Annotated in this window: 23 protein-coding genes; 10 read left to right on the top strand and 13 right to left on the bottom strand. The window is 71.6% G+C overall.

Features of this window, described 5'->3' with window-relative positions:
* Window positions 1-27 precede the first annotated feature (27 nt).
* Complete coding sequence (locus tag E4U92_RS25465) at window positions 28-1,074, bottom strand: glycosyltransferase family 2 protein (RefSeq protein ID WP_137302772.1); 1,047 nt, start codon at window positions 1,072-1,074, stop codon at window positions 28-30.
* Window positions 1,075-1,209: 135 nt separating this feature from the next.
* On the opposite strand from E4U92_RS25465, the gene E4U92_RS25460 reads away from it, so the two are divergent.
* Window positions 1,210-2,688 (top strand): LCP family protein, encoded by a 1,479-nt coding sequence (locus E4U92_RS25460; protein WP_137302771.1) that lies wholly within the window; start codon window positions 1,210-1,212, stop codon window positions 2,686-2,688.
* A gap of 30 nt (window positions 2,689-2,718) precedes the next feature.
* On the opposite strand, the gene E4U92_RS25455 is transcribed toward E4U92_RS25460, so the two are convergent.
* Window positions 2,719-4,002, bottom strand: coding sequence for an LCP family protein (locus E4U92_RS25455; RefSeq protein ID WP_137302770.1), 1,284 nt, complete (start codon window positions 4,000-4,002; stop codon window positions 2,719-2,721).
* Between the two features lie 119 nt (window positions 4,003-4,121).
* Between E4U92_RS25455 and E4U92_RS25450 the strand changes: the two genes are divergently transcribed.
* Together E4U92_RS25450 and E4U92_RS25445 are read left to right on the top strand one after the other, a co-directional pair.
* The gene (locus E4U92_RS25450; protein WP_067233659.1) at window positions 4,122-4,679 is read left to right on the top strand and encodes an acyl-CoA thioesterase; all 558 of its coding nucleotides are present in this window, start codon (window positions 4,122-4,124) and stop codon (window positions 4,677-4,679) included.
* Between the two features lie 310 nt (window positions 4,680-4,989).
* Window positions 4,990-5,265, top strand: coding sequence for a hypothetical protein (locus E4U92_RS25445; RefSeq protein WP_137302769.1), 276 nt, complete (start codon window positions 4,990-4,992; stop codon window positions 5,263-5,265).
* Between the two features lie 114 nt (window positions 5,266-5,379).
* On the opposite strand, the gene E4U92_RS25440 is transcribed toward E4U92_RS25445, so the two are convergent.
* A complete protein-coding gene (locus E4U92_RS25440; protein ID WP_137302768.1) occupies window positions 5,380-5,931 on the bottom strand; it encodes an Rrf2 family transcriptional regulator in 552 nt (183 codons plus the stop codon).
* 140 nt (window positions 5,932-6,071) lie between these two features.
* Here E4U92_RS25440 and E4U92_RS25435 point away from each other — a divergent pair, with 140 nt between their 5' ends.
* The gene (locus E4U92_RS25435; protein ID WP_137302767.1) at window positions 6,072-7,073 is read left to right on the top strand and encodes a tyrosine-type recombinase/integrase; all 1,002 of its coding nucleotides are present in this window, start codon (window positions 6,072-6,074) and stop codon (window positions 7,071-7,073) included.
* 53 nt (window positions 7,074-7,126) lie between these two features.
* Here E4U92_RS25435 and E4U92_RS25430 read toward each other — a convergent pair whose 3' ends face one another.
* On the bottom strand, window positions 7,127-8,284 hold the full coding sequence (locus tag E4U92_RS25430; protein WP_137302766.1) for an acyl-CoA dehydrogenase family protein: 1,158 nt from the start codon (window positions 8,282-8,284) through the stop codon (window positions 7,127-7,129).
* Window positions 8,285-8,508: 224 nt separating this feature from the next.
* Between E4U92_RS25430 and E4U92_RS25425 the strand changes: the two genes are divergently transcribed.
* On the top strand, window positions 8,509-9,855 hold the full coding sequence (locus E4U92_RS25425) for a UDP-glucose dehydrogenase family protein (RefSeq protein WP_137302765.1): 1,347 nt from the start codon (window positions 8,509-8,511) through the stop codon (window positions 9,853-9,855).
* 130 nt (window positions 9,856-9,985) lie between these two features.
* On the opposite strand, the gene E4U92_RS25420 is transcribed toward E4U92_RS25425, so the two are convergent.
* Entirely contained in the window at window positions 9,986-10,489 is a 504-nt protein-coding gene (locus E4U92_RS25420; RefSeq protein ID WP_137302764.1) for a CGNR zinc finger domain-containing protein, read from the bottom strand.
* 117 nt (window positions 10,490-10,606) lie between these two features.
* On the opposite strand from E4U92_RS25420, the gene E4U92_RS25415 reads away from it, so the two are divergent.
* On the top strand, window positions 10,607-10,966 hold the full coding sequence (locus E4U92_RS25415) for a VOC family protein (RefSeq protein ID WP_137302763.1): 360 nt from the start codon (window positions 10,607-10,609) through the stop codon (window positions 10,964-10,966).
* 24 nt (window positions 10,967-10,990) lie between these two features.
* Window positions 10,991-11,389, top strand: a complete 399-nt coding sequence (locus E4U92_RS25410) for a VOC family protein (RefSeq protein WP_137302762.1) — start codon at window positions 10,991-10,993, stop codon at window positions 11,387-11,389.
* Window positions 11,390-11,437: 48 nt separating this feature from the next.
* Here the strand turns inward: E4U92_RS25410 and E4U92_RS25405 are convergent, their stop codons facing one another.
* The 4 genes from E4U92_RS25405 to E4U92_RS25390 form a co-directional block, all read right to left on the bottom strand.
* Window positions 11,438-12,553: a dipeptidase gene (locus tag E4U92_RS25405; RefSeq protein ID WP_137302761.1), complete on the bottom strand. Its 1,116-nt coding sequence runs from the start codon at window positions 12,551-12,553 to the stop codon at window positions 11,438-11,440.
* Between the two features lie 137 nt (window positions 12,554-12,690).
* Window positions 12,691-13,869 carry a dipeptidase gene (locus tag E4U92_RS25400; RefSeq protein ID WP_137302760.1) on the bottom strand — a complete coding sequence of 393 codons (1,179 nt, stop codon included), beginning with the start codon at window positions 13,867-13,869 and terminating at the stop codon, window positions 12,691-12,693.
* A gap of 5 nt (window positions 13,870-13,874) precedes the next feature.
* Entirely contained in the window at window positions 13,875-14,402 is a 528-nt protein-coding gene (gene purE, locus E4U92_RS25395; protein ID WP_137302759.1) for a 5-(carboxyamino)imidazole ribonucleotide mutase, read from the bottom strand.
* Window positions 14,399-15,538 carry a 5-(carboxyamino)imidazole ribonucleotide synthase gene (locus E4U92_RS25390; protein WP_137302758.1) on the bottom strand — a complete coding sequence of 380 codons (1,140 nt, stop codon included), beginning with the start codon at window positions 15,536-15,538 and terminating at the stop codon, window positions 14,399-14,401. The genes purE and E4U92_RS25390 overlap by 4 nt, the downstream gene beginning before the upstream one ends.
* Before the next feature lie 135 nt (window positions 15,539-15,673).
* Between E4U92_RS25390 and E4U92_RS25385 the strand changes: the two genes are divergently transcribed.
* Window positions 15,674-16,177, top strand: a complete 504-nt coding sequence (locus tag E4U92_RS25385; RefSeq protein ID WP_137302757.1) for a GtrA family protein — start codon at window positions 15,674-15,676, stop codon at window positions 16,175-16,177.
* A gap of 54 nt (window positions 16,178-16,231) precedes the next feature.
* Here the strand turns inward: E4U92_RS25385 and E4U92_RS25380 are convergent, their stop codons facing one another.
* Together E4U92_RS25380 and E4U92_RS25375 are read right to left on the bottom strand one after the other, a co-directional pair.
* Window positions 16,232-17,506 carry an ATP-binding protein gene (locus E4U92_RS25380; protein WP_137302756.1) on the bottom strand — a complete coding sequence of 425 codons (1,275 nt, stop codon included), beginning with the start codon at window positions 17,504-17,506 and terminating at the stop codon, window positions 16,232-16,234.
* 80 nt (window positions 17,507-17,586) lie between these two features.
* Window positions 17,587-18,264, bottom strand: a complete 678-nt coding sequence (locus E4U92_RS25375; protein ID WP_064533465.1) for a response regulator transcription factor — start codon at window positions 18,262-18,264, stop codon at window positions 17,587-17,589.
* Window positions 18,265-18,779: 515 nt separating this feature from the next.
* On the opposite strand from E4U92_RS25375, the gene E4U92_RS25370 reads away from it, so the two are divergent.
* Window positions 18,780-20,285: a peptide MFS transporter gene (locus tag E4U92_RS25370; RefSeq protein WP_137302755.1), complete on the top strand. Its 1,506-nt coding sequence runs from the start codon at window positions 18,780-18,782 to the stop codon at window positions 20,283-20,285.
* A 112-nt stretch (window positions 20,286-20,397) separates the two neighbouring features.
* Here E4U92_RS25370 and E4U92_RS25365 read toward each other — a convergent pair whose 3' ends face one another.
* Both E4U92_RS25365 and E4U92_RS25360 read right to left on the bottom strand, forming a co-directional pair.
* Window positions 20,398-20,874 carry an ATP-binding protein gene (locus tag E4U92_RS25365; protein ID WP_137302754.1) on the bottom strand — a complete coding sequence of 159 codons (477 nt, stop codon included), beginning with the start codon at window positions 20,872-20,874 and terminating at the stop codon, window positions 20,398-20,400.
* A gap of 347 nt (window positions 20,875-21,221) precedes the next feature.
* Window positions 21,222-21,599 (bottom strand): STAS domain-containing protein, encoded by a 378-nt coding sequence (locus E4U92_RS25360; protein WP_137302753.1) that lies wholly within the window; start codon window positions 21,597-21,599, stop codon window positions 21,222-21,224.
* A 238-nt stretch (window positions 21,600-21,837) separates the two neighbouring features.
* Here E4U92_RS25360 and E4U92_RS25355 point away from each other — a divergent pair, with 238 nt between their 5' ends.
* Window positions 21,838-22,728: an RNA polymerase sigma factor SigF gene (locus tag E4U92_RS25355; RefSeq protein WP_137302752.1), complete on the top strand. Its 891-nt coding sequence runs from the start codon at window positions 21,838-21,840 to the stop codon at window positions 22,726-22,728.
* Window positions 22,729-22,787: the final 59 nt, after the last annotated feature.

Raw genomic sequence — 22,787 nt, 5'->3', positions numbered from 1 at the left:
GGCGCCGGGGCCTGGGACACCCGGACGTCAGTGGGCGCCCTCGCTGCGGGGCTCGGCGAGCACCGCGGGGCGCCGTGAGGCGATGACCCTCCTGGCCAGCGACTTCGGGCTGGTCAGGAAGCCCCACCCCCACGACATGTGCATGGTCGCCAGGGCCACGGGGATCTGCAGCCGCGCCTTCAACGGCAGCCCCTTGCCCGCCGGGAGCGACCCGGCCGCTATCGCCGCGAGGTAGCCGCCGGGGACGACGAAGCCCCACGGGGTCAGCACGGCACCGGCCACGATCCCCGCCGCGATCACGCACACCGCGGTCGGCGGGGCGAGGTAGCGCAGGTTGATCGACCCGGCGTGGTAGCGGGCCACGACGTGCCGCCAACGGCCGTAGTCCTTGTACTGCTTGGCCAGGGCGCGCACCGAGGGGCGGGGCCGGTAGGACACCTTCAGCTCGGGCGAGAACCAGATGAGGCCGCCCGCCTCCCGGATGCGGAAGTTCAGCTCCCAGTCCTGGGCACGGATGAACTCCTCGTTGTACCCGCCCTGTTGCTCCAGCGCCTCGCGGCGGAAGACCCCCAGGTACACGGTCTCGGCGGGGCCCGCCTGACCGCCGGTGTGGAAGGCGGCGTTGCCCACGCCGATCCGGGACGTCATCGCGGCGGCGACGGCGTGCTCCCAGTCGTTCTCGCCCTCGGCGTGCATGATGCCGCCGACGTTCTGCGCGCCGGTCTCCTCCAGGAGCCGCACGGCGGTGGCGATGTAGTTCGGGGAGAGCATGCCGTGGCCGTCGACACGGACCACGACCGGATGGCGGGAGGCCTTGATCGCGGCGTTCAGCGCCGCGGGCGTACGGCCCGTCGGGTTGGGCACGGTGTGCACGCGCGGGTCTTCGGCCACGAGCGCGGCCGCGATCTCGTCCGTGCGGTCCGTGGACGGACCGAGGGCGATCACGACCTCCATCTCGCCGGCGTACTCCTGCGCGAGGATCGCTTGGACGGCTCCGCGCAGATGCCGCTCCTCGTTGAGGACGGGCATGATCACGGACACGGCGGGGAGCTGCACGTCGGACTTGGCGTTCATAGGGGGCTCACGTTACCGCGAACGGGGGACACGCCCGCGCCCCGCCGGGGTTGCTGCGCCGGTCCACCGATCGTATCGGCCTACCGTGCTCACGGCTCGCCCACGTACGGCCGCCGCCCGGAGGTGTCCCCCCACATGCCCGTCACGCCGCCCCGGCCCCCCGCCCGCCGGCCCCCGCGTCCCCCCGCCCGCCCCGGAGCCCGCCCGGCCCCGCCCGCGGCCGTACGGCGCCGCCGTCCGCGCTGGGCCCTGCGGGCCGCGATGACGCTCTCCGTGGTGGTGCTGGCCTCGGCCGGCATCGGGCACTCGCTGGTCACCAGCCTCGACTCCGGCATCGCCCGCGTCGACGCCTTCAAGGACATGAAGAACCGCCCGCGCGGGGGCCACGGCATGAACGTGCTGCTGGTCGGCACCGACGGGCGCGACCGGATCACCGAGGAGGAGCGGCGCAGGTACCGCCTCGGCGGGGAGCCCTGCCACTGCACCGACACGATCATGATCGTGCACATCTCCGAGGACCGGGAGCGGGCGAGCGTGGTCAGCCTGCCGCGCGACTCCTACGCCGAGACGCCCGAGCACGTCGACGCCACCACCGGCGAGCGGCACGCCGGGCACCCGCTCAAGCTGAACGCCGCGTACGCCGAGGGCGGCCCGCAGCTCACGGTCCGCACGGTCGAGAACATGACCCACGTGAAGATCGACCACTACCTGGAGGTCGACTTCACCAGCTTCATGCGGACGGTGGACGTCCTCGGCGGGGTGCAGATCTGCACGAGCGAGCCCCTGAAGGACGCCTACACGGGCCTGGACCTGGCACCCGGCCGGCACACCATGCGGGGCGGCGAGGCCCTGCAGTACGTGCGCTCGCGGCACGCGGACGCCTCCTCGGACCTGGGCCGCATGAAGCGCCAACAGCGCTTCCTGGCGGCCCTGGTGGACCGGGCGACGTCCTCCGGCATCCTGCTCAACCCGCTGAAGTTCCGGGACGTGGCCCGCGCGGTGCTGGGCTCGGTGCGCGCCGACCGGGGCTTCGGCACCGACGAACTGCTCGACCTGGGCCGCGCGATGCGCACCTTCTCCCCCTCCTCCTCGGAGTTCACCACGGTCCCGATCGGTCAGCTGGGCTACGTGGTCAAGGGCATCGGCTCGACGCTGAAGTGGGACCCGGTGGCGTCGCGGCGGCTGTTCCAGGCGCTGCGCGAGGACCGGCCGCTGGCGGTGGCGCCGAAGGCGCGGCCCACGACGACGCCGGTGGAGGTGCCGCCGCAGCAGATCCGGGTCCAGGTGGAGAACGGCACCCGCACCGCGGGCCTCGGCCGCCGCGTGGACGCGGCGCTGGCGGCCGCGGGCTTCCGCACGACGGGCCGTCCGGTCACCGCCGCCGACCCGGCGGTGCGCCGCACCGTCGTGGCCTACGACCCCCGCTGGGACCGCTCCGCCACGTCGCTGGCGGCGGCCCTGCCGGGCAGCGAGCTGCGCCCGGTGAAGGGGCTCGGGCCGACGCTGAAGGTGATCGCCGGGGCGGACTTCCGCACGGTGCGCGCCCTGCGGGTCGTGAAGCCGGGCGAGACGGACTCCGCGGTCGTACGCGGCGACGAGGCCGGCTGCTCGTGAGCGCCGGCCCCGCCCCGGACGCGCCGCGGGTCAGTTGCCGCTGACGGTGACCTTCTCGTCGTTCTTGAGCTGGTCGACCAGGGTCTTGACCTTGGCCTTGTCCCAGACGAGGTTGCCGCCGGTGGAGCCGGAGATCGGCATGTTCATCGAGGTGCCGTCGCCGCCGTTGACGCCCTTCATCGCGAAGAACATCGAGCCCAGGTCCCACAGGCCCATGTCCTTGTCGACGATCAGGGAGTCCAGGCCCGCGCCCATCACCGGGTAGAACTTGAAGGGGTTCAGCACCGTGGACGGGGTGGCCACCTGGTGGGCGAGCGCCGCGAGGAACTTCTGCTGGTTCTTGGTGCGCTCCAGGTCGGAGGCGGCGAACGCGTGCCGGGTGCGGACGAAGGCGAGGGCCTGCTCGCCGTTCAGGGTCTGCTTGCCGGCCTTGAAGTCGGCGCCCGAGTACTTGTCCTTGAAGCCCTTGTCGATGGTGATGTCGACACCGCCCACCGCGTCCACGATGTCGGCGAACCCGGCGAAGCCGATCTCGACGTAGTGGTCGATGCGCAGCCCGGTGTTGAACTCGATCGTCCGGACCAGCAGTTCGGGGCCGTCCGTGGCGTACGCGGCGTTCAGCTTGATGTGCCGGCCGGTGCCCTTGTAGGTCTTGCCCGACTCCGAGCCGACGAAGGTCGGGAGCTCGACGTCCGAGTCACGCGGCAGCGAGATCAGGGTGTCGCCGTTGTCGCCGACGTGCAGGATCATCATCGAGTCGGTGCGCTTGCCCTCGGCGGAGCCGGTGTGCAGCTGCTTCTTCTCGGCGGCGGACATGCCCTCGCGGCTGTCGGAGCCGACGATGAGGTAGTTGGTGCCCTCGCCGGCGGAGGGCCGGTCGATGACCTTCGACAGGTCGACCTCGCGGCGCAGCTTGGAGTCGGCCCAGAAGTAGGTGGCGACGGTCGTGACGAGCAGCACGGCGACCACCGTGACCGCCGTCCACTTGATGCGCCGGCCCCAGTTCGGCGCGGGGCGCCCGGCACCCGTGCCGGTGCCGGCCGGGCCGCGGCCGCCGGGGCTGCCGTAGACCTGGCCCGTGTTGTAGCCGCTGTCGTACCCGGGGTCGGCGCCCGGGGCGCCGGCGGGGTCGCCGTACCCCCGGCCGTCGACGTACGACGGCTGCGGCGGGACGCCGGGGCCGTGCGGCGGGGCGGCCGGACCGCGGCGGACCTGTCGCATCACGCGCGCGCCCTCGGGCTGATCGCTCGCACTGCCACGTCCGTACCGGGAGCCGCGGTTGTCGTCGGACCATCCCTGGGGCCAATCATTCATGGCCACAGTGTGCCGGGCCGAGCCAGGTGCCTTACAAGAGTCGTCGGAAAATCATCGCGGCGCTGTGGCCAAGCTGACACAAAGTCCCGGAATGTCGGCGGCCGCATAAGGTGGGGGCCATGACGGACCAGGCCACCACGGCGGAGTCGGACGCCCCGGAGATCCCGGGCAAGCCGACGTCCGCGTCCCGCACGACCCTCAGCCACATCATGACCCACAACGACACCAACCTGCTGGGCACGGTGCACGGTGGGGTGATCATGAAACTGGTCGACGACGCCGCGGGAGCCGTCGCCGGGCGGCACAGCGGCGGGCCCGCGGTGACCGCGTCGATGGACGAGATGGTGTTCCTGGAGCCGGTCCGCGTCGGTGACCTCGTCCATGTGAAGGCCCAGGTCAACTGGACCGGCCGGACCTCGATGGAGGTCGGGGTGCGGGTGCTCGCCGAGCGCTGGAACGAGTCCGCGCCGGCCACCCAGGTCGGCTCCGCCTACCTGGTCTTCGCGGCCGTGGACGCCGACGGCCGCCCGCGCCGGGTGCCGCCGGTCCAGCCGGAGACCGAGCGCGACGAGCGCCGCTACCAGGAGGCCCAGATCCGCCGCACCCACCGCCTGGCCCGCCGCCGCGCGATCAGGGAACTGCGCGAGAAGCGCGCGGCGGAGGGCTTCGAGGACTGACCCGGCCCCGGGTACGGCACGGAGCGGGAGGCACGGGCCCCCGGCGCATCGACTCGAAGACCATCCGGGCTCGGCGAATCGTCACGCCCAAGACCACGGCGTCCGTGCTCCGAAGCTGGGCACGCTCGAAGTCATCACACGCTCCCTGGTCATCGGGATCATCCGGGTCGGATACCCGAACGGGCAGCGCGTCCGCTCCGTGTTGTCCTACAGTGCGAGGCGACGGATACCAGGAAGCGGTGTCGAGTGGCCGAGCAGGACACGTACGTCACGGTCGCCAAGGTTCCGATCTTCCGGGGGGGGAGAGACGATGCCCATCAGCGTGGACGGCATGCCTAAGAATCTGCAGGGCTTGGTCATGGACTTGGCATTCAAGGGCGTGATCGAGTTGGTCAAGAACGCCGAAGACCGCTCCATTGCGTGGAACGAGGGTGGAGACATCCGCGCAGCGGCCACCTTCACCCTCCTTCCTGAACATCCGATCCGGGTGGAGGTCGTCAAGCGCCGTAACGGCCACATCAGCGTGCAGTTCCCCCCGGTCAAGGTCATCAAGGGCCAGGCGAAGAGGAAGCGTCCTGGACGCTGAGGCGTGCAACAGAGAGAGGCACCCTCTGGGGATGGGTGCACACCCTTCGACCCACAACGCCGTCACCCAGTGGATTCCGCACTTGGACGCAATCCCTCCCGTCCGCGCAGTAGGTCAGCCGCCGTGACTACTTGCTTCGGCCATGTCCTCAAGTACTGCTGCGGCCTTGTCCGTCACCTCTCCGCCTGCCTTGCCGGCGACTGAGGTCAAAAAGCCGTCCCTTCTGGCCCGCTTCAGATGATCCTTCACTGTCTCAGGTCGCCGACCGATGAGCCCTGCCAGCCATGGAACGGGCGCAGGCGCTCCGGAATCCGCCATGGCGGTGTACGTGGCCACGAGCAGGGCCAGGTATTGCTCCGAGACGCCTTGGCTTTCCAGGGCGACACCCGCTGCCTCCCCCATCCCTTTCAACTTCTCTGCAACCTCCTCCCGCGTCCGCTTGGCGTGAGGATCCTGCCTGGCCAACATCAGGGCTGCCGCGATATCGAGCCTGCGCAGGACAGTGGTCGAGATACCCCGCGTCACGTCTCGAGCAGGGGCCCCCTCGGCCGACTCGATGGTGATCCGCTGCGGTCCTCCGCTGACCGGCCCTGCGGGCCACCACATGCGGATCACCCATGCCCCCTGCCGCTGAGTGATCTCGAACCCGCCGTCATCAGCTTCCACGCCGTCGAACCTAACACACCCACAATCGCCCACCCTGTGTTGACAGTAGGGGGTGGGTTCCTCGCAAACTAGGAGTGCCGGGGAGTGACCGACGTGACGGCGGGGCGATCCCCACGTCGACAACGGCAGGGGGCGCTGCAGTGGAGAAGTGGAAGGTGACGGCCGCGTGGGAACAATGGGCGGATCGAGGGAAGCTGGAGAACAGCACCAAGAAGCAGTACCGGTCGATCCTCCGCACGACCATTGAGCCGTTTTTCATGACGCGCTCCATCGCGTCCCTGCAGGTCGCCGACGTTGAACAGTGGCTTCTGTGGATGGAGCAGGACCGAAAGCTGTCCGCTCGCACCCGGCGTCAGCGCTTTTCTTTCTTCTCCGGAATGATGGACTGGGCCGTCGCCAATGAGATCGTCAGCCGTAACCCGTGCAAGAACGTGGCAGGCGCGGGCAGCCGCGCCAGGGAGATCCGCGATCAGAAGAGCACCGCAACGCGCCTTACGACGCGGGAAGTCCTAGCGGTGCTGAACGGTGCGCCCCCTCGGTATCGCGCGATGCTGTGGCTCATGGCCGGATGCGGCCTGCGGCTCGGTGAGGCCATGGCTGTGTCCCGCGATCAGATCGACTTCGAGGAGGGCAGGCTCCGTGTCGACTTCCAGATCGCAGAGGACGGGGACACCGGTTCGGGGAAAAACAGCGCAATCCGGCGTCGGCACATCAAGGCTCGCGACGAAGGCGAGCCAGGACGTACCATCCCCCTCCCGCCAAATGTCGCCGCTGAACTCCGACGGCACATCAAGAACCATGGCGTCTGGGGGCCCGACCGGCTTCTCTTCCCCAACGTGACGCGAACCGGCTTCCTCTACGCGTCGTACTTCTACCCGAAGGTCTGGATGGAGGCTTTACGCAAAGGGCAGGTGAGGTATTGCAAGGCGCACGCGCTCCGGCATTACTACGGGTCCCGACTGCTGTACGCCGGAGTCCCCGAGAACGACGTGGCTGACTGGTTGGGCCACAGCAGCACGGAGGTGCTGAGGGAGCACTACCACTACATCTTCGAAGGGGCCGAGCAGCGCGGCCGGGCCGCCATCGCAACGATGCTGGTGCCCGGCGCGGACGATCCCACGGAGGCGTCAGAAATTGCCTGACCCGCGTGCAGAACGGCCCCCCGGCGCGACGCCGGGGGGCCGTTCCTGTCGGGCTAGGGAAGGTTCCTGGCCATCACGATCCGCTGGACTTGGTTCGTGCCCTCATATATCTGCGTGATCTTGGCGTCGCGCATCATGCGCTCGACCGGGTAGTCGCGGGTGTAGCCGTAGCCGCCGAGGAGCTGGACGGCGTCCGTGGTGACCTCCATGGCCACGTCCGAGGCGAAGCACTTGGCGGCGGCGCCCAGGTAGGTCAGGTCGGCGTCGCCGCGCTCGGAGGCGGCCGCGGCCTGGTAAGTGAGGGCGCGGGCGGCGGAGATCTTCATCGCCATGTCGGCCAGCATGAACTGGATGCCCTGGAAGTCGGCGATGGCCTTGCCGAACTGCTTGCGCTCCTGGACGTAGTTCTTGGCGTAGTCGAACGCGCCCTGGGCGACGCCGAGCGCCTGGGCGGCGATGGTGATGCGGGTGTGGTCCAGGGTCTTCATGGCCGTCAGGAAGCCGGTGCCCTCCTCGCCGATCATGCGGTCGGCGGGGATGCGGACGTTGTCGAAGTAGACCTCGCGGGTCGGGGAGCCCTTGATGCCCAGCTTCTTCTCCGGGGCGCCGAAGGAGACGCCCTCGTCGGACTTCTCCACGACGAAGGCGGAGATGCCCTTGGAGCGCTTGGCGGGGTCGGTGACCGCCATCACCGTGTAGTACTCGGAGACGCCCGCGTTGGTGATCCAGCGCTTGACGCCGTTGAGCACCCAGTGGTCGCCGTCGCGCACGGCGCGGGTCTTCATGCCGGCCGCGTCGGAGCCGGCCTCCGGCTCGGACAGGCAGTACGAGAACATCGCGTCGCCCTTGGCGAGCGGGCCCAGGTACTTCTTCTTCAGGTCCTCGGAGCCGGACAGGACGACCGGCAGCGAGCCCAGCTTGTTCACGGCGGGTATCAGCGAGGAGGACACGCAGACGCGGGCCACCTCCTCGATGACGATGACCGTGGCGAGCGCGTCGGCGCCCGCGCCGCCGTACTCCTCGGGCACGTGCACGGCGTGCAGGTCGCTCGCGACCAGGGCGTCGTGGGCCTCCTGCGGGAAGCGCGCCTCCTCGTCGACCGCCGTGGCGTACGGCGCGATCTTCGCCTCGGCCAGCGAGCGGATGGCGTCGCGGAGCATGTCGTGCTCCTCCGACGGTCGGTACAAGTCGAAGTCAGCCGATCCGGCCACGTTCCCTCACGCTCCAAAGACGCTCTGCTGCTGACGCTAACTACCGTTAAGTAACCCTGATTTTAGAGGCCGCCCGCCCGGCGTGAAGACGTGACCTTGACGACAAGCGGGAACGACGGGGAGAAACCCACGCACGGAACCCGCCGGTCCGCCCGGCTCAGGCTCGTGCCGCGCCCCGGATATGCTCGGGCGCGCAGCGAACGACGTCCACCCCAGGAGCATCCATGGCCGCCCTCAGGATCACCGTGATCGGCACCGGCTACCTCGGCGCCACCCACGCCGCCGCCATGGCCGAGCTGGGCTTCGAGGTGCTCGGGCTGGACGTCGTGCCGGAGAAGATCGCGCTGCTGGAGCGCGGTGAGACCCCGATGTACGAGCCGGGCCTCGACGAGCTGCTGCGCCGGCACGTGCCCGGGTTCGAGGGGTCCAGCGGGCGGCTGCGGTTCACCACCGACTGGGCGGAGGTGGGCGCGTTCGGCGATGTGCACTTCCTGTGCGTGAACACCCCGCAGAAGCACGGCGAGTACGCGTGCGACATGTCCTACGTCGACTCCGCAGTGGCCTCCCTCGCGCCGCACCTGACCCGGCCCGCGCTGATCGTCGGCAAGTCGACCGTGCCCGTCGGGTCCGCCGACCGGCTCGCCGCCTACCTCGCCGCGCACGCGCCCGCCGGGGAGGACGCCGAGCTGGCCTGGAACCCGGAGTTCCTGCGCGAGGGCTTCGCCGTGCAGGACACGCTGCACCCGGACCGGATCGTCGTCGGCGTGCGCAGCGAGCGCGCCGAGCGGACCCTGCGCCAGGTGTACGCCACCCCGATCGCCGAGGGCTCGCCCTTCGTGGTCACCGACTTCCCGACCGCCGAGCTGGTGAAGACCTCCGCCAACTCCTTCCTCGCCACCAAGATCTCCTTCATCAACGCGATGGCGGAGGTCTGTGAGGCGGCGGGCGGTGACGTGGCGAAGCTCGCCGAGGCCATCGGCCACGACGACCGGATCGGACGCAAGTTCCTGCGCGCCGGGATCGGTTTCGGCGGCGGCTGCCTGCCCAAGGACATCCGGGCCTTCATGGCGCGCGCGGGCGAGCTGGGCGCCGACCAGGCGCTGACCTTCCTGCGCGAGATCGACTCCATCAACATGCGCCAGCGCGGGCAGATGGTCGAGCTGGCCCGGCAGGCGCTGGGCGGCGGGCCCTTCCTGGGCCGGCGGGTCGCGGTGCTGGGCGCGACCTTCAAGCCCGACTCCGACGACGTGCGTGACTCGCCCGCGCTGAACGTGGCCGGGCAGATCCACCTGCAGGGCGGTCAGGTCACCGTGTACGACCCCAAGGGCATGGACAACGCCCGGCGGGTCTTCCCGACCCTCGGCTACGCGGCCACCGCGCTGGACGCGGTCCGCGGTGCGGACGTGGTGCTGCACCTGACGGAGTGGCGGGAGTTCCGCGAGCTGGACCCGGCGGCGCTGGGCGAGGTGGCCAAGGCCCGCGTCATCCTCGACGGCCGCAACGCCCTCGACCCGGAGCTGTGGCGCAAGGCGGGCTGGACCTACCGGGCGATGGGCCGCCCGACCGCCTGACGCCCGGCCGCCGACGCCCTGACCGCCGGCGGGCCGGCCGCCCGACCGCAGCGCCGGACGGCGCCGGTTCGGCCGAGGCTCAGTCGGCCGAACCGGTGCCTGGCTGCATTCTGCACCACCGCGCTGTGACTCAGCGCGCCTTCTCCCGGTACCGGCGCATCTTCGCGCGGGCCCCGCACACCTGCATCGAGCACCAGCGGCCGCGGCCGGCCGGGCTGCGGTCGTAGTACGCCCAGTGGCAGGTGTCCGCCTCGCACGCCTTGAGCCGGGTCCAGGTGCCCGCGACCAGGGCCTCGGCGACGGCGCCGGCCACCCGGGACAGCAGGGGGCCGTCGTCGGCCCGCAGCGCGGCGGAGCCGTCCCGTTCGTCCACGGCGAGGTACAGGGGCGCGGCGGCCAGCAGGTCGCCGAGCGGCGTCACCGGGCGGTGCGGCGGGTGGCCGGCGTGGGCGAGGAGGGTGGCGCGCAGCGACTCGCGCAGGGCGCGCGCCTCGGCGAGCCCGTCCGCGCCGATCCCGAAGCGCGCCCGGGCGTCCTCCGTGTCGAGGGCGTCGACGTCCGACTCGATGTCCAGGGTGTTGACCAGGGCCTCGACCAGCGCCAGCCCTCCCGGTGCGGGCGATCGCTCACTCATGGCTGCACGCTACCTTCCGCGTTTCCCCTTGCGACGTTACCTGCCATGGGCCAGCATGAGGTAACCGTTACCGGTTACCCGCCTTCATGGGTAACCCGCGACTCCGAGGAGGAAGTCATGGCTCTCGCCAAGCTGGGCGCCGTCGTCCTGGACTGTCCCGACCCGCGCGCGCTGGCCGGTTTCTACGCCGAGGTGCTGGGCGGCACGCCCGAGGGCGACGACACGTGGGTGGACCTGAAGGTGCCCGACGGGCCGACGCTGGCCTTCCAGGCGGCGCCCGGGTTCGTACCGCCGCGCTGGCCCTCGCCCGACCACTCCCAGCAGTTCCACCTGGACGTCACGGTGGAGGACCTGGACGCGGCGGAGAAGGCGGTGCTGGCGCTCGGCGCGAAGGCGCTGGACGCGGAGGACCGCTCGCGGACGTTCCGGGTTTACGCCGACCCGGCCGGGCACCCGTTCTGCCTGTGCGCCTGCTGACCGACCGACCTGGAGGTTGCTGAGATGCCGAGTGCGGTACGCCTGCGGAACGTCGTGATCGACTGCCCCGACCCGCTCGCCCTGGCCCGGTTCTACGCGGCCGTCGCCGGGGGCACGCCGGAGGCGGAGGACGACGAGTGGGTGACGCTGCGGGTCCCGGACGGCCCGCGGCTGGCCTTCCAGCGCGCCGAGGAGTTCGTGCCGCCGGAGTGGCCGCGCGGCGACCGCTCCCAGCAGTTCCACCTCGACTTCGACGCGGGCTCGACGTGGGAGGAGCTCGACGCGGCGCACGAGAGGGTCCTGGGGCTCGGGGCGCGTCCGCTGGACGTGGAGGACCGGGAGAAGAAGGACTTCATGGTGTACGCCGACCCGGCCGGCCACCCGTTCTGCCTGTGCCGGATCGAGGTGGAGAACCGCCTCTAGGGTCCGTGTCCGGGCCCGGGCCCAGGTCCTGAGCCGTCGGCCGCCGGGTCAGCCGTCCAGTTCCGCGATCGTCGCCGTGGACGGCTCGCGGCGCTCGCGGGCCGAGCGGGCGACGAAGTCGGCGGTGCGCAGCACGCGCTGGACGTTGCCCCAGGTGAGCAGGGCGATGTCGGACTCCGGCCAGCCGCGGCGCAGCAGTTCGGCGATCAGCCGCGGGTAGCCGGAGGCGTCGGCGAGTTCCTGGGGGTGGGCGACACCGGCGTCGTAGGTGCCGGACAGGCCCACGCAGTCCGGGCCGGCCAGGGCGCGCACGTGGTCGAGGTGGTCGGCGACGTCGCGGACGGTCGGGCCGGTCTGCTCGGCCGTCAGCGGTACCAGGCACAGCCCCTTGGCCGCGCCGAGCGCGGTGAGCAGGGCGTCGGGCAGGTTGTCGGGGTGGGGGCGCAGGGAGCGGGCGGCGGAGCGGGTGCACAGCACCGGGGTGCGGGACAGCGCGAGGACACGGGTGATGGTGGCCTCGGAGGCGCCGGAGAGGTCGGCGACCACGCCGAGCCGGTTCATCTCCCGCACGACCTCCTCGCCGAACCGGGTCAGCCCGGCCCCGCTGGCCCAGGAGGTGCCGGCCAGCGTCAGCACGCGCAGCCCGAGCGTGTGCAGGGCGCGCAGGATGCCGAGCGAGTCGTCCAGGGCGGCGGCGGTGGCCGGGCCCAGCAGGACGGCGATCCGGCCGCAGTTGCGGGCGTCGATGACGTGCCCGGCGGAGCGGGCCAGCCGCAGCCCCTCGGGGTGGGCCTGGATCACCGAGCGGACCAGGTCGAGCTGTTCCAGGGTGGCGCCGACGGCCCGGTCGGCGGCCAGCCCCTCGGGCAGGTGCAGCGACCAGAACAGCGCGCCGACGTGGCCCTCGCGCAGCCGGGGCACGTCGGTGTCGACGGCGCTCTCGCCCTCCTCCAGGTCGTACCAGGGCAGGTGGCGCAGCACCCAGGGCAGTCCGGTGTAGCCGTCGGCGACGGGGTGGTCGTTCAGGAGGGCGTGGGCGCGGTCCAGGGGGTCGCCGGAGGGACCGGAGGTGTCCAGGAGGTCCAGCGGGTCCGCGAAGGGGTCCTCCAGCGGCAGCGCCGCGACCTCGGTCGTGGGGTGCACTTCGTCCTGGAGGTCGGCCATGGCGGTCTCCGTACGTGTCGACCGGCGCCGCCCTCGGCGCCGTGATCAGCAGTACCGACACCGTCGCACGGGGGCCGGGCGGCTTCCTGGTGGGTGGAGCCGTTCGGGTGCTCCGCCTCCGCCCACCAGGCGGGCGGTCAGCCGTCCAGGGCCTCGAGGGTGGCGTGGGACGGGGCGCTCGTCTCCGCGAGCGCCCGGGACACGTCCTCCGCCGCGCCCAGCACCCGCACCGCGTTCTGCCAGGTCAGCTTGGCCAGATCGGCGTTGGACCAGCCGCGGTCCAGCAGTTCGGCGAGGAGGTTGGGGTAGCCGGAGACGTCGGCCAGGCCCTCGGGGGTGAAGGCCGTGCCGTCGTAGTCGCCGCCGATGCCGAGGTGGTCGACGCCCGCCACCTCGCGCATGTGGTCGAGGTGATCGGCGACCGTGGCGACGGTGGCGACCGGGCGCGGGTGGCGCTCCTCGAAGGCCTGGTGCACCTTCATCGCCTCGGCGGTGCCGTCGAGGTGGTGGAAGCCGTGGGCCCGCAGGTTGTCGTCCGCGGCGGCGGTCCAGTCGACGGCGGCCTGGAGCACGAACTTCGGCACGAACGTCACCATCGCCACACCGCCGTTGGCGGGCAGCCGCTCCAGGACGTCGTCGGGGATGTTGCGCGGGTGGTCGCACACGGCCCGCGCGGAGGAGTGGGAGAAGATCACCGGGGCGGTGGAGGTGTCCAGCGCGTCCCGCATGGTGGTCGGCGCCACGTGCGAGAGGTCGACGAGCATGCCGAGCCGGTTCATCTCCCGCACGACCTCGCGGCCGAACGCGGTCAGGCCGCCGGCCCTCGGCTCGTCGGTGGCCGAGTCCGCCCAGTCCACGTTGTCGTTGTGGGTGAGCGTCATGTAGCGCACGCCGAGCGCGTACAGCGCGCGCAGCACGCCCAGGGAGTTGGCGATGGAGTGGCCGCCCTCGGCGCCCATCAGGGAGGCGATGCGGCCCTCGGTGCGGGCCGCCTCCATGTCCGCGGCCGTGAGCGCGGCCCGCAGGTCCTGCGGGTGCCGGTCGATGAGCTGCCGTACGCAGTCGATCTGCTCCAGCGTGGCCGGCACCGCGTCGGGCAGGTCGGAGCGCACGTACACGGACCAGTACTGCGCGCCGACCCCGCCCTCGCGCAGCCGCGGCAGGTCGGTGTGCAGGTGCGCGTCCTGGCGTACGGCGATGTCGCGGGCGGCGAGGTCGTAGCGGACCTGCTCGCGCAGCGCCCAGGGCAGGTCGTTGTGGCCGTCGACGACGGGGAACTCGCGCAGCAGCTCGCGGGCCCGGTCCAGGGAGGTCATGGCGGTCACTTCCCGGTGCCGAAGCCGAAGCCGCCGGCGCCCTCGGCCTTGGCGCGCAGCCGCTTGCCCTTCTCGGTGGCCTGGTCGTTCAGGTCCTGCTGGAAGTCGCGCATCCGGTGCAGCAGGTCCTCGTCGTGGGTGGCGAGGATGCGGGCGGCGAGCAGGCCGGCGTTGCGGGCGCCGGCCACGGAGACGGTCGCGACGGGCACGCCCGCGGGCATCTGCACGATGGACAGCAGGGAGTCCATGCCGTCGAGGTACTTCAGCGGCACGGGCACGCCGATCACCGGCAGCGGGGTGACGGAGGCGAGCATGCCGGGCAGGTGGGCGGCGCCGCCCGCACCGGCGATGATCACCTTCAGGCCCCGGTCGGCGGCCTGCTCGCCGTAGGCGACCATCTCGCGCGGCATGCGGTGCGCGGAGACCACGTCGACCTCGTAGGCGATCTCGAACTCGTCGAGGGCCTTGGCGGCGGCCTCCATGACGGGCCAGTCCGAGTCCGACCCCATGACGATGCCAACAACAGGGCTCATTCGGTGATGGTGCCTCTCAGGTAGCCGGCAGCGTGACGGGCGCGCTCCAGCACGTCGTCGAGGTCGTCGCCGTAGATGTTGACGTGGCCCACCTTGCGGCCGGGCTTCACGTCCTTGCCGTACATGTGGATCTTGAGCTGGGGGTCGCGGGCCATGCAGTGCAGGTACGCGGAGTACATGTCGGGGAAGTCGCCGCCGAGGACGTTGACCATCACGGTCCACGGGGCGCGCGGGCGCGGGTCGCCGAGCGGCAGGTCGAGCACGGCGCGCACGTGGTTGGCGAACTGGCTGGTGATCGCGCCGTCCATGCTCCAGTGGCCGGAGTTGTGCGGGCGCATCGCCAGTTCGTTGACGAGGATGCGGCCGTCGCGGGTCTGGAACAGCTCGACGGCGAGGTGGCCGACGACGCCGAGTTCCTTGGCGATGGTCAGCGCCATCTCCTCGGCCTCCAGCGCGAGGGCCGGGTCCAGGCCGGGCGCGGGCGCGATGACCGTGTCGCAGACGCCGTTCACCTGCCGGGACTCGACCACCGGGTAGGCGACGGCCTGCCCGTGCGGGGAGCGCACCACGTTGGCGGCGAGTTCGCGGACGTAGTCGACCTTCTCCTCGGCGAGGACCGGGACGCCCGCCCTGAAGGGCTCCTCCGCCTCCTCGACGGTGTCGACGACCCACACGCCCTTGCCGTCGTAGCCGCCGCGGACGGTCTTCAGGACGACCGGGAACCCCGCGCCCTCCTGGGCGAAGGCGGCCACGTCCTGCGCGTCGCGCACGATGCGGTGCCGTGGGCACGGGATGCCGAGCGCGTCGAGCCGTGCGCGCATCACGCCCTTGTCCTGGGCGTGCACCAGCGCGTCCGGGCCGGGGCGGACGGGGATGCCGTCCGCCTCCAGGGCCCGCAGGTGCTCGGTGGGCACGTGCTCGTGGTCGAAGGTGATCACGTCACAGCCGCGCGCGAACGCGCGCAGCGTCTCCAGGTCGCGGTAGTCGCCCACGACGACGTCGTGGACGACCTGGGCCGCGGAATCCTGCGGAGTGTCACTGAGGAGCTTGAACCTGATGCCCAGCGGAATGCCCGCCTCGTGCGTCATACGCGCGAGCTGACCTCCGCCGACCATGCCGACTACCGGGAACGTCACACGCCTAGGGTATCGGCCACGCCGGACGGCCTGATTCAGTGCCTCCCGCACCGCGAGCACGGGTCACGGACACGCCCGGTGGTTAGCATGGCGGGGTCGACCCAATCGCTTACCCGGACGGGGGCCTGCACGACCATGGGACATGGTGCCTCGGGGCTCCGCCGGCTCGTCCGCGAGCTGGCCAAGTTCGGCGCGGTGGGCGGCGCGGGCCTCCTCGTGAACCTCGCCGTCTTCAACCTGGTCCGGCACGTCACCGACCTGCAGGTGGTGCGGGCGAGCGTGATCGCCACGGTGGTGTCGATCGTCTTCAACTACGTGGGCTTCCGGTACTTCACCTACCGGGACCGCGACAAGAGCGGCCGCACCAAGGAACTGACCCTGTTCCTGCTGTTCAGCGTGGTCGGCCTGGTCATCGAGAACGGCGTGCTCTACGCGGCGACGTACTGGTGCGGCTGGGACAGCCCGCTGCAGAGCAACGTCTTCAAGTTCGTCGGCATCGGCGTGGCGACCCTGTTCCGCTTCTGGTCCTACCGCACCTGGGTGTTCCGCGCCCTGCCCGCGCGGGACGCCGTGGCGAGCGCGGAGTCCTTCCTGGAGGCTGACATATCGACGCCCACGGCACAGCAGCAGATGAGCTGAACCGGGGTCCCGACGACGAAGGGCGGTGACGGGCGGCCGCGCCCGGCCCGCTGCTCACCTGACCGTCGGCTCCTGGTCCGGCGTCGACCTCTTCGCGGGCGGGGTGCGCGAGAGGAACAGCCCGAACACCGGCGGCTGCGCCTGGAGCATCTCCAGCCGCCCGCCGTCCGCCTCCGCCAGGTCCCGGGCCACCGCCAGGCCGATGCCGGTGGAGTTGCGGCCGCTGATGGTCCGCTCGAAGATGCGCGCGCCCAGGTCCGCCGGGACGCCCGGCCCCTCGTCCGTGACCTCGATCACCGCCTGGTTGCCGGTGACGCGGGTGCGCAGCGCCACCGTGCCGCCGCCGTGCATCAGGGAGTTCTCGATCAGGGCGGCGAGCACCTGGGCGACCGCCCCCGGCGTCCCCACGGCCCGCAGGTGCCGCTTGCCCGAGCTGACGATGGCCCGCCCGGCGCTGCGGTAGGCGGGCCGCCATTCGGCGAGCTGCTGCTGGATGACCTCGTCGAGGTCGAAGGAGACGGCCGAGCCGGTGCGCGGGTCGCGGGCGTTGGTCAGCAGCCGCTCCACGACGTCCGTGAGCCGCTCCACCTGGGTCAGCGCGATCGTCGCCTCCTCCTTCACCGTGTCCGGGTCGTCGGTGAGGGTGATCTCCTCCAGCCGCATGGACAGCGCGGTCAGCGGGGTGCGGAGCTGGTGGGAGGCGTCGGCGGCCAGGCGCCGCTCGGCGGTCAGCATCCGCCCGATGCGCTCGGCGGAGGCGTCGAGCACGTCGGCGACCCGGTCCAGCTCGGGGACGCCGTAGCGCTTGTGGCGCGGGCGGGGGTCGCCGGAGCCGAGGCGTTCGGCGGTCTCGGCGAGGTCGGTGAGCGGGGAGGCGAGCCGGTTGGCCTGGCGGATGGCGAGCAGGACGGCGGCGACCACCGCGAGCAGCGCCACCAGGCCGATGATCAGCAGGGTCCGGCCGACCTCGCGGGTCACGGTGGAGCGGGGCTCCTGCACGACGACGGTCTCGCCGCCCTCGCCCCTCTCCTTCGCGGTGATGACGTCGCCGTGCGGCGGGGTGCCGATCTCGATGGGCGCCCGGCCGGGCACGGTGATCACCGCGTGGCGGTCCTGGGTGACCTGGTCGCGCAGGATCTCCGTGGTGACGTCCTCGTGCCCGAGCAGCCGGCTGTCCACGATGCCGACCAGCCGCACGGCCTCGGAGTCCACCCGCTCCTGCGCGCTGTTGCTGATCGTGCGGCTCTCGACGAGGACGAGGGAGACGCCGAACACCGCGATGACGACGAGGACGACGGCGAGCGTGGACTGGATGAGACGGCGGCGCACGGGCTTCTCCGGACGGTGGCTTCGGGGCTGTCGTGTGGGTCAGGCCCCGGGAGGCGGCGGGGTGGGCCGGGCCGGCCCGCTCAGCTCTTCTCGAAGCGGAAGCCGACGCCGCGCACGGTCGCGATGTACCGGGGGTTGGCCGCGTCGTCGCCGAGCTTCTTGCGCAGCCAGGAGATGTGCATGTCGAGGGTCTTGGTCGACGACCACCAGGTGGTGTCCCAGACCTCGCGCATCAACTGGTCGCGGGTGACGACCCGTCCGGCGTCGCGCACCAGGACCCGCAGCAGGTCGAACTCCTTGGCGGTGAGCTGGAGTTCCTCGTCGCCCATCCACGCGCGGTGCGACTCGACGTCGATGCGCACGCCGTGGGTGGCGGGCGGCTGCTGCGGCTCGGCGGCGCCGCGCCGCAGCAGGGCCCGGACCCGGGCGAGCAGTTCGGCGAGCCGGAAGGGCTTGGTGACGTAGTCGTCGGCGCCCGCGTCCAGACCGACGACGGTGTCGACCTCGTCGGCCCGCGCGGTCAGGATCAGGATCGGCACGGCGTGCCCCTCGGCGCGCAGCCGGCGGGCGACCTCCAGGCCGTCCATGCCGGGCAGGCCGAGGTCCAGCACGACCAGGTCGACGCCGCCCTGCATTCCGGCGTCGAGCGCGGTCGGTCCGTCCTCACGCACCTCGACCTCGTACCCTTCCCGGCGCAGGGCGCGGGCCAGCGGCTCCGAGATGGACGCATCGTCCTCGGCGAGCAGTACACGGGTCATGAGCCGATGGTAGTCCGCCTGGCCAGGGCGCCGAGGTGTGATCGGCCCGGTGGTCTCTTACTCAGGACAAGCCGGACATCCGCCGCCCGGCACGGTCCCCCCACTTGGTACGGACCTGCGGTCGGGGGATGTCATCCTGGTGTCGACCTTCGGAACCATGCCCGTGGTTCCGGGTTCACCTGTGATCCGCGTCTCAAGTCCTTCCATATGCGGCAGTGTCCTGCCGTATGGTGAAGAAACGCCTGTAGTACGCGGGGACCTTCGGCGACGTCTGTGACGCTGAGGGTCTCTTTTGTGTGCGGGCTGGTTCTCCCCAGCCTTGAAAGGAATGACCTGTGGCCGGGCCTCGGCGCGACGCGCGCCAGGCGTGGATCCCGGTGGTCGCCGTCCTCCGCTCCGCGATCCGGAGCGGCTTCCCCCCGGGCGTGGGGCGGACGGACCGACCCGCCGGTGCCGGCCGCCCCACCGGGCGCGCAACGCTCCGCTCGCGCGTCCCGAACCAGCAAGGAACGACCATGGCGTCCAGCCTGACGAAGGACTCGGTCCGTCCGGACACCCCCGGAACCGGGAAGACCTTCTTCGGCCACCCCCGCGGACTGGCCACCCTCTTCATGACCGAGATGTGGGAGCGTTTCTCCTACTACGGCATGAGGGCTCTGCTCCCGCTGTACCTGGTGGCCCCCGGCGGCCTGCACCTGAGCGCGGGCACGGCGACGGCGATCTACTCCGTGTACGTGTCGCTCGTGTACCTGCTCGCCCTGCCGGGCGGCTGGGTCGCGGACCGCTTCCTCGGCCCCCGCAGGACCGTCGCCGTCGCGGGTCTGATCATCATGCTCGGCCACCTGGCGCTGGCGCTGCCGACCGCCGGGACCTTCTTCGTCGGCCTCGGCCTCGTCGCCATCGGCTCGGGCCTGCTGAAGGCCAACATCTCCACGATGGTCGGCCACCTCTACGACGGCCCGGACGACGCGCGCCGTGACGCCGGCTTCACGCTGTTCTACATCGGCATCAACCTGGGCGCCTTCGTCGCGCCGCTGGTCATCGGCACCGTCGGCGAGAACGTCAACTGGCACTTCGGCTTCGCGCTGGCCGCGCTCGGCATGGCGCTGGGCCTGGCCCAGTTCCTGCTGGGCAGCCGCCACCTGAGCGCGCGCAGCGACGTCGTCCCCACCCCGATGTCCCCGGCCGAGAAGTCCGCCACCCTGACCAAGGGCCTGGTGTGGCTGGCCATCGCCGCCGTCTTCTACGGCATCGTCGGCTTCACCGGCCACTTCACGCTGAACTGGGCGCTGGTCCCGCTCACCCTGATCGGCCTGATCGTCCCGATCGTGGTCATCGCCCGCATCCGGCGCGACAAGGACCTGGACACCGCCGAGCGCACCAAGGTGTCCGCGTACGTCTGGTTCTTCGTGGCCGCGGCCGTCTTCTGGATGATCTACGACCAGGGCGGCTCGACCCTGTCGCTGTTCGCGGACGCCAGCGCCGACAACACCGTCCTCGGCTGGAAGTTCCCGGTCTCCTGGTACCAGTCGGTCAACCCCGTCATGATCATGGCGCTGGCGCCGGTCTTCGCCTGGCTGTGGGTGTGGCTGAACCGGCGCGGCAAGGAGCCGAGCACGATCGTGAAGTTCGCCTCCGGCCTGGTGCTGGTGGGTGCGTCGTTCTTCCTGTTCCTGGCCCCGCTGTCGATCGCCGAGGGCGGTCACAAGGCCGCGGCGATGTGGCTGGTGGCGATCTACTTCGTGCAGACCGTCGGCGAGCTGACGCTGTCCCCGGTGGGCCTGTCGGTCACCACCAAGATGGCGCCGGCGAAGTACGCCTCGCAGATGATGGGCGTGTGGTTCCTCGCCGTCACCGCGGGCGACTCGGTCACCGCGCTGCTGTCCAACCCGGCCGTGGGCGGGGTGAACCTGGACCGCATGGGCTTCGTCGCCCTGGAGGCCGTGCTCGCCGTGGTCGCCGGCTTCGCGGTGTGGATGTACCGCCGGAAGGTCAACGCCCTCATGGGCGACGTGCGCTGAGCCGGTCCGGGCGGCCCTGCGCCGCCCGACCCGCGAACGGCCGGAGGGCCGCCGCATCCCTGGGGTGCGGCGGCCCTCCGGCCGTTTCGGGAAGCTCCTTCGTGCGACAGCTCTACGCCGGGGCGCCCAGTTCCGCCCAGACCGTCTTGCCGGCCACTCCGGGCGTGCGGACGACGCCCCAGTCCAGGCACAGGCGCTGCACGATGAACATGCCGTGGCCGCCGGGGCGGCCCGCGCGGTGCGGGGTGCGGGGTGCGGGCTGGCCGGTGCCGTGGTCGGCGACCTCGACGCGGATCACCTTGTTGTCACAGGCGAGGCGCATCTCCTCGGGGCCCTCGGCGTGCAGGCAGGCGTTGGTGACCAGTTCGGACACGACGAGCAGCACGTCCTCGGCCGCGGCCCGCTGGTCGGCGCCGTCGGCCGGCAGCCAGCCCCAGGCGTACAGCGCCTGCCGGGCGAAGTCACGGGCGAGCGGAACGACACCGCTCGCGCCGTCGAAACTCAGGCTGCGGACCTGACGGCCGGCCGACGCCCCGGAGGCGCCGCCGGGCTCAGGGGAGCCCGGCGGGACAGGCCGGGTGGTGCTCATCAGCGCTTCACCTCACCGATTCCCCAGTTCACGATGGCAACAGTCCCCGTAAGAGTCGTCGAAAGCGTTCACGTCAGCGTCCCCGGCAGTCGTCCCGCGACGGTCCACGCGCGGTCTCAGGAGCGTCACGGTCCGGGCGTCGCCGCCCGGGCCGCCGCGGCGGCCGGTCCTCGCGCCGCCGCCGCGCCGCACGGGAGCCGTCCCGTCCGTCCGCATGTCCTCCCCCTCGACTCGCCGCCGACCTCTACAGGTCTCTCCTGCCCGACGCGCCCGGCGGAACACCCCTCGCTTCCCGCCGGAGCGGGAGGCGCCACGCCGGCCGGCTGCGGCGTGCGCGGGCGGAGCGGTCAGCCGTCGTCGTCGGCGAGGGCGGCCTCGACCGAGTCGTGCACGGTGAAGACCGCTTCCGCGCCCGTGATCTCGAACACCCGCGCGACGACCGGCAGCATGCCGGCGAGGTGCACCCCGCCGCCCGCGGCCTCCGCCTTCAGGCGGGCGCCGAGCAGTACGTTGAGGCCCGTGGAGTCGCAGAACTCCAGCCGTGAGCAGTCGACGACCAGCCGGCTGAAGCCCTTGGCCAGGCACTCCTCCAGCGGTTCGCGGAGAAGATCGGCGGTGTGGTGGTCGAGTTCACCCGCCGGAGTCACGACGGCGCTGGTGCCGGCTTCCCGAACCTCCACCAGAAGCCGGCCCGACTGTGCGCTGCCGACCGTCCCGTGGTCCATGCCGTCATCTCTCCCGGTGTCACTCGCTGGTTCCTGACGCCCTCGCACACTACGCCTTCGTTCCGCACTGCGACAGCCGAACATCCACCCACAAACGGACATAAGCGCACAGAGTGTACTTGCGGCGGCCTCGGTGGAGCGGGTAGGGCTAGTAGGTACACGTTGACGACACGGCCGGCCCGGAGGCGCCGCACACCGCAGTGCACGTACTGGCTTCGGCAGCCTTATGCCGAGAACGATGGAGGACATCATGTCACCGCGGCTCGACGCACCGCACATCCAGGGTGCGACGTCGGCACCCACCCCGGCCGACGAGGCCGACCCCCTCGACGAGCTCCCGGAGATCCCCCCGTACGACGAGGTCGGTGCCGTGGACGCGCGGGCGTTGTCCCGGACCCTCTTCGAGCGTCTGGAGGCGCTCGAGGAAGGCACCCCCGAGTACTCCTACGTGCGGAACACCCTCGTCGAGCTGAACCTCGCACTGGTCAAGTTCGCCGCCTCCCGGTTCCGCTCGCGCAGCGAGCCCATGGAGGACATCATCCAGGTCGGCACGATCGGCCTGATCAAGGCGATCGACCGCTTCGAGCTGTCCCGCGGCGTCGAGTTCCCCACGTTCGCGATGCCCACCATCATCGGCGAGATCAAGCGCTTCTTCCGCGACACCTCGTGGTCCGTGCGCGTGCCGCGCCGCCTGCAGGAGCTGCGGCTGGACCTCGCCCGGGCCGGTGACGAGCTGGCGCAGGCGCTGGACCGCGCGCCCACCGTCGCGGAGCTGGCCGAGCGGCTCGGCCTCTCCCACGACGAGGTCGTCGAGGGCATGTCCGCCTCCAACGCGTACACCGCCGCCTCGCTGGACGCGCAGGCCGAGGAGAACGACACCGAGGGCACGCTGGCCGACCGCATCGGCTACGAGGACCACGGGCTGGAGGGCATCGAGTACGTCGAGTCCCTCAAGCCGCTCATCGCCGAGCTGACGCCCCGCGACCGCACGATCCTGTCGCTGCGCTTCGTCGCCAACATGACCCAGTCGGAGATCGGCGACGAGCTGGGCATCTCCCAGATGCACGTCTCGCGCCTGCTCACGCGCACCCTGGTGCGGCTGCGGCGGGGGCTGACGACCGAGGACTGACCCGCCCCCGGCGGCGCCGGCCCCCTCCGGCCGGACCGGACACCGAGCGGGAGCCGGAG

The sequence above is a fragment of the Streptomyces galbus genome (genome assembly GCF_005280195.1).
Classification (GTDB): domain Bacteria; phylum Actinomycetota; class Actinomycetes; order Streptomycetales; family Streptomycetaceae; genus Streptomyces; species Streptomyces galbus.
Note: the sequence above shows the minus strand (reverse complement) of the source record. Positions and strands in the feature narration are given on the sequence as shown.

Bases quoted from the DNA above. Each gene is read 5' to 3' on its own strand.
- E4U92_RS25465 (WP_137302772.1), bottom strand. From the start codon at position 1,074: ATGAACGCCAAGTCCGACGTGCAGCTCCCCGCCGTGTCCGTGATCATG.
- E4U92_RS25460 (WP_137302771.1), top strand. From the start codon at position 1,210: ATGCCCGTCACGCCGCCCCGGCCCCCCGCCCGCCGGCCCCCGCGTCCC.
- E4U92_RS25455 (WP_137302770.1), bottom strand. From the start codon at position 4,002: ATGAATGATTGGCCCCAGGGATGGTCCGACGACAACCGCGGCTCCCGG.
- E4U92_RS25450 (WP_067233659.1), top strand. From the start codon at position 4,122: ATGACGGACCAGGCCACCACGGCGGAGTCGGACGCCCCGGAGATCCCG.
- E4U92_RS25445 (WP_137302769.1), top strand. From the start codon at position 4,990: ATGCCCATCAGCGTGGACGGCATGCCTAAGAATCTGCAGGGCTTGGTC.
- E4U92_RS25425 (WP_137302765.1), top strand. From the start codon at position 8,509: ATGGCCGCCCTCAGGATCACCGTGATCGGCACCGGCTACCTCGGCGCC.
- E4U92_RS25420 (WP_137302764.1), bottom strand. From the start codon at position 10,489: ATGAGTGAGCGATCGCCCGCACCGGGAGGGCTGGCGCTGGTCGAGGCC.
- E4U92_RS25415 (WP_137302763.1), top strand. From the start codon at position 10,607: ATGGCTCTCGCCAAGCTGGGCGCCGTCGTCCTGGACTGTCCCGACCCG.
- E4U92_RS25410 (WP_137302762.1), top strand. From the start codon at position 10,991: ATGCCGAGTGCGGTACGCCTGCGGAACGTCGTGATCGACTGCCCCGAC.
- E4U92_RS25405 (WP_137302761.1), bottom strand. From the start codon at position 12,553: ATGGCCGACCTCCAGGACGAAGTGCACCCCACGACCGAGGTCGCGGCG.
- E4U92_RS25400 (WP_137302760.1), bottom strand. From the start codon at position 13,869: ATGACCTCCCTGGACCGGGCCCGCGAGCTGCTGCGCGAGTTCCCCGTC.
- purE (WP_137302759.1), bottom strand. From the start codon at position 14,402: ATGAGCCCTGTTGTTGGCATCGTCATGGGGTCGGACTCGGACTGGCCC.
- E4U92_RS25385 (WP_137302757.1), top strand. From the start codon at position 15,674: ATGGGACATGGTGCCTCGGGGCTCCGCCGGCTCGTCCGCGAGCTGGCC.
- E4U92_RS25375 (WP_064533465.1), bottom strand. From the start codon at position 18,264: ATGACCCGTGTACTGCTCGCCGAGGACGATGCGTCCATCTCGGAGCCG.
- E4U92_RS25370 (WP_137302755.1), top strand. From the start codon at position 18,780: ATGGCGTCCAGCCTGACGAAGGACTCGGTCCGTCCGGACACCCCCGGA.
- E4U92_RS25365 (WP_137302754.1), bottom strand. From the start codon at position 20,874: ATGAGCACCACCCGGCCTGTCCCGCCGGGCTCCCCTGAGCCCGGCGGC.
- E4U92_RS25360 (WP_137302753.1), bottom strand. From the start codon at position 21,599: ATGGACCACGGGACGGTCGGCAGCGCACAGTCGGGCCGGCTTCTGGTG.
- E4U92_RS25355 (WP_137302752.1), top strand. From the start codon at position 21,838: ATGGAGGACATCATGTCACCGCGGCTCGACGCACCGCACATCCAGGGT.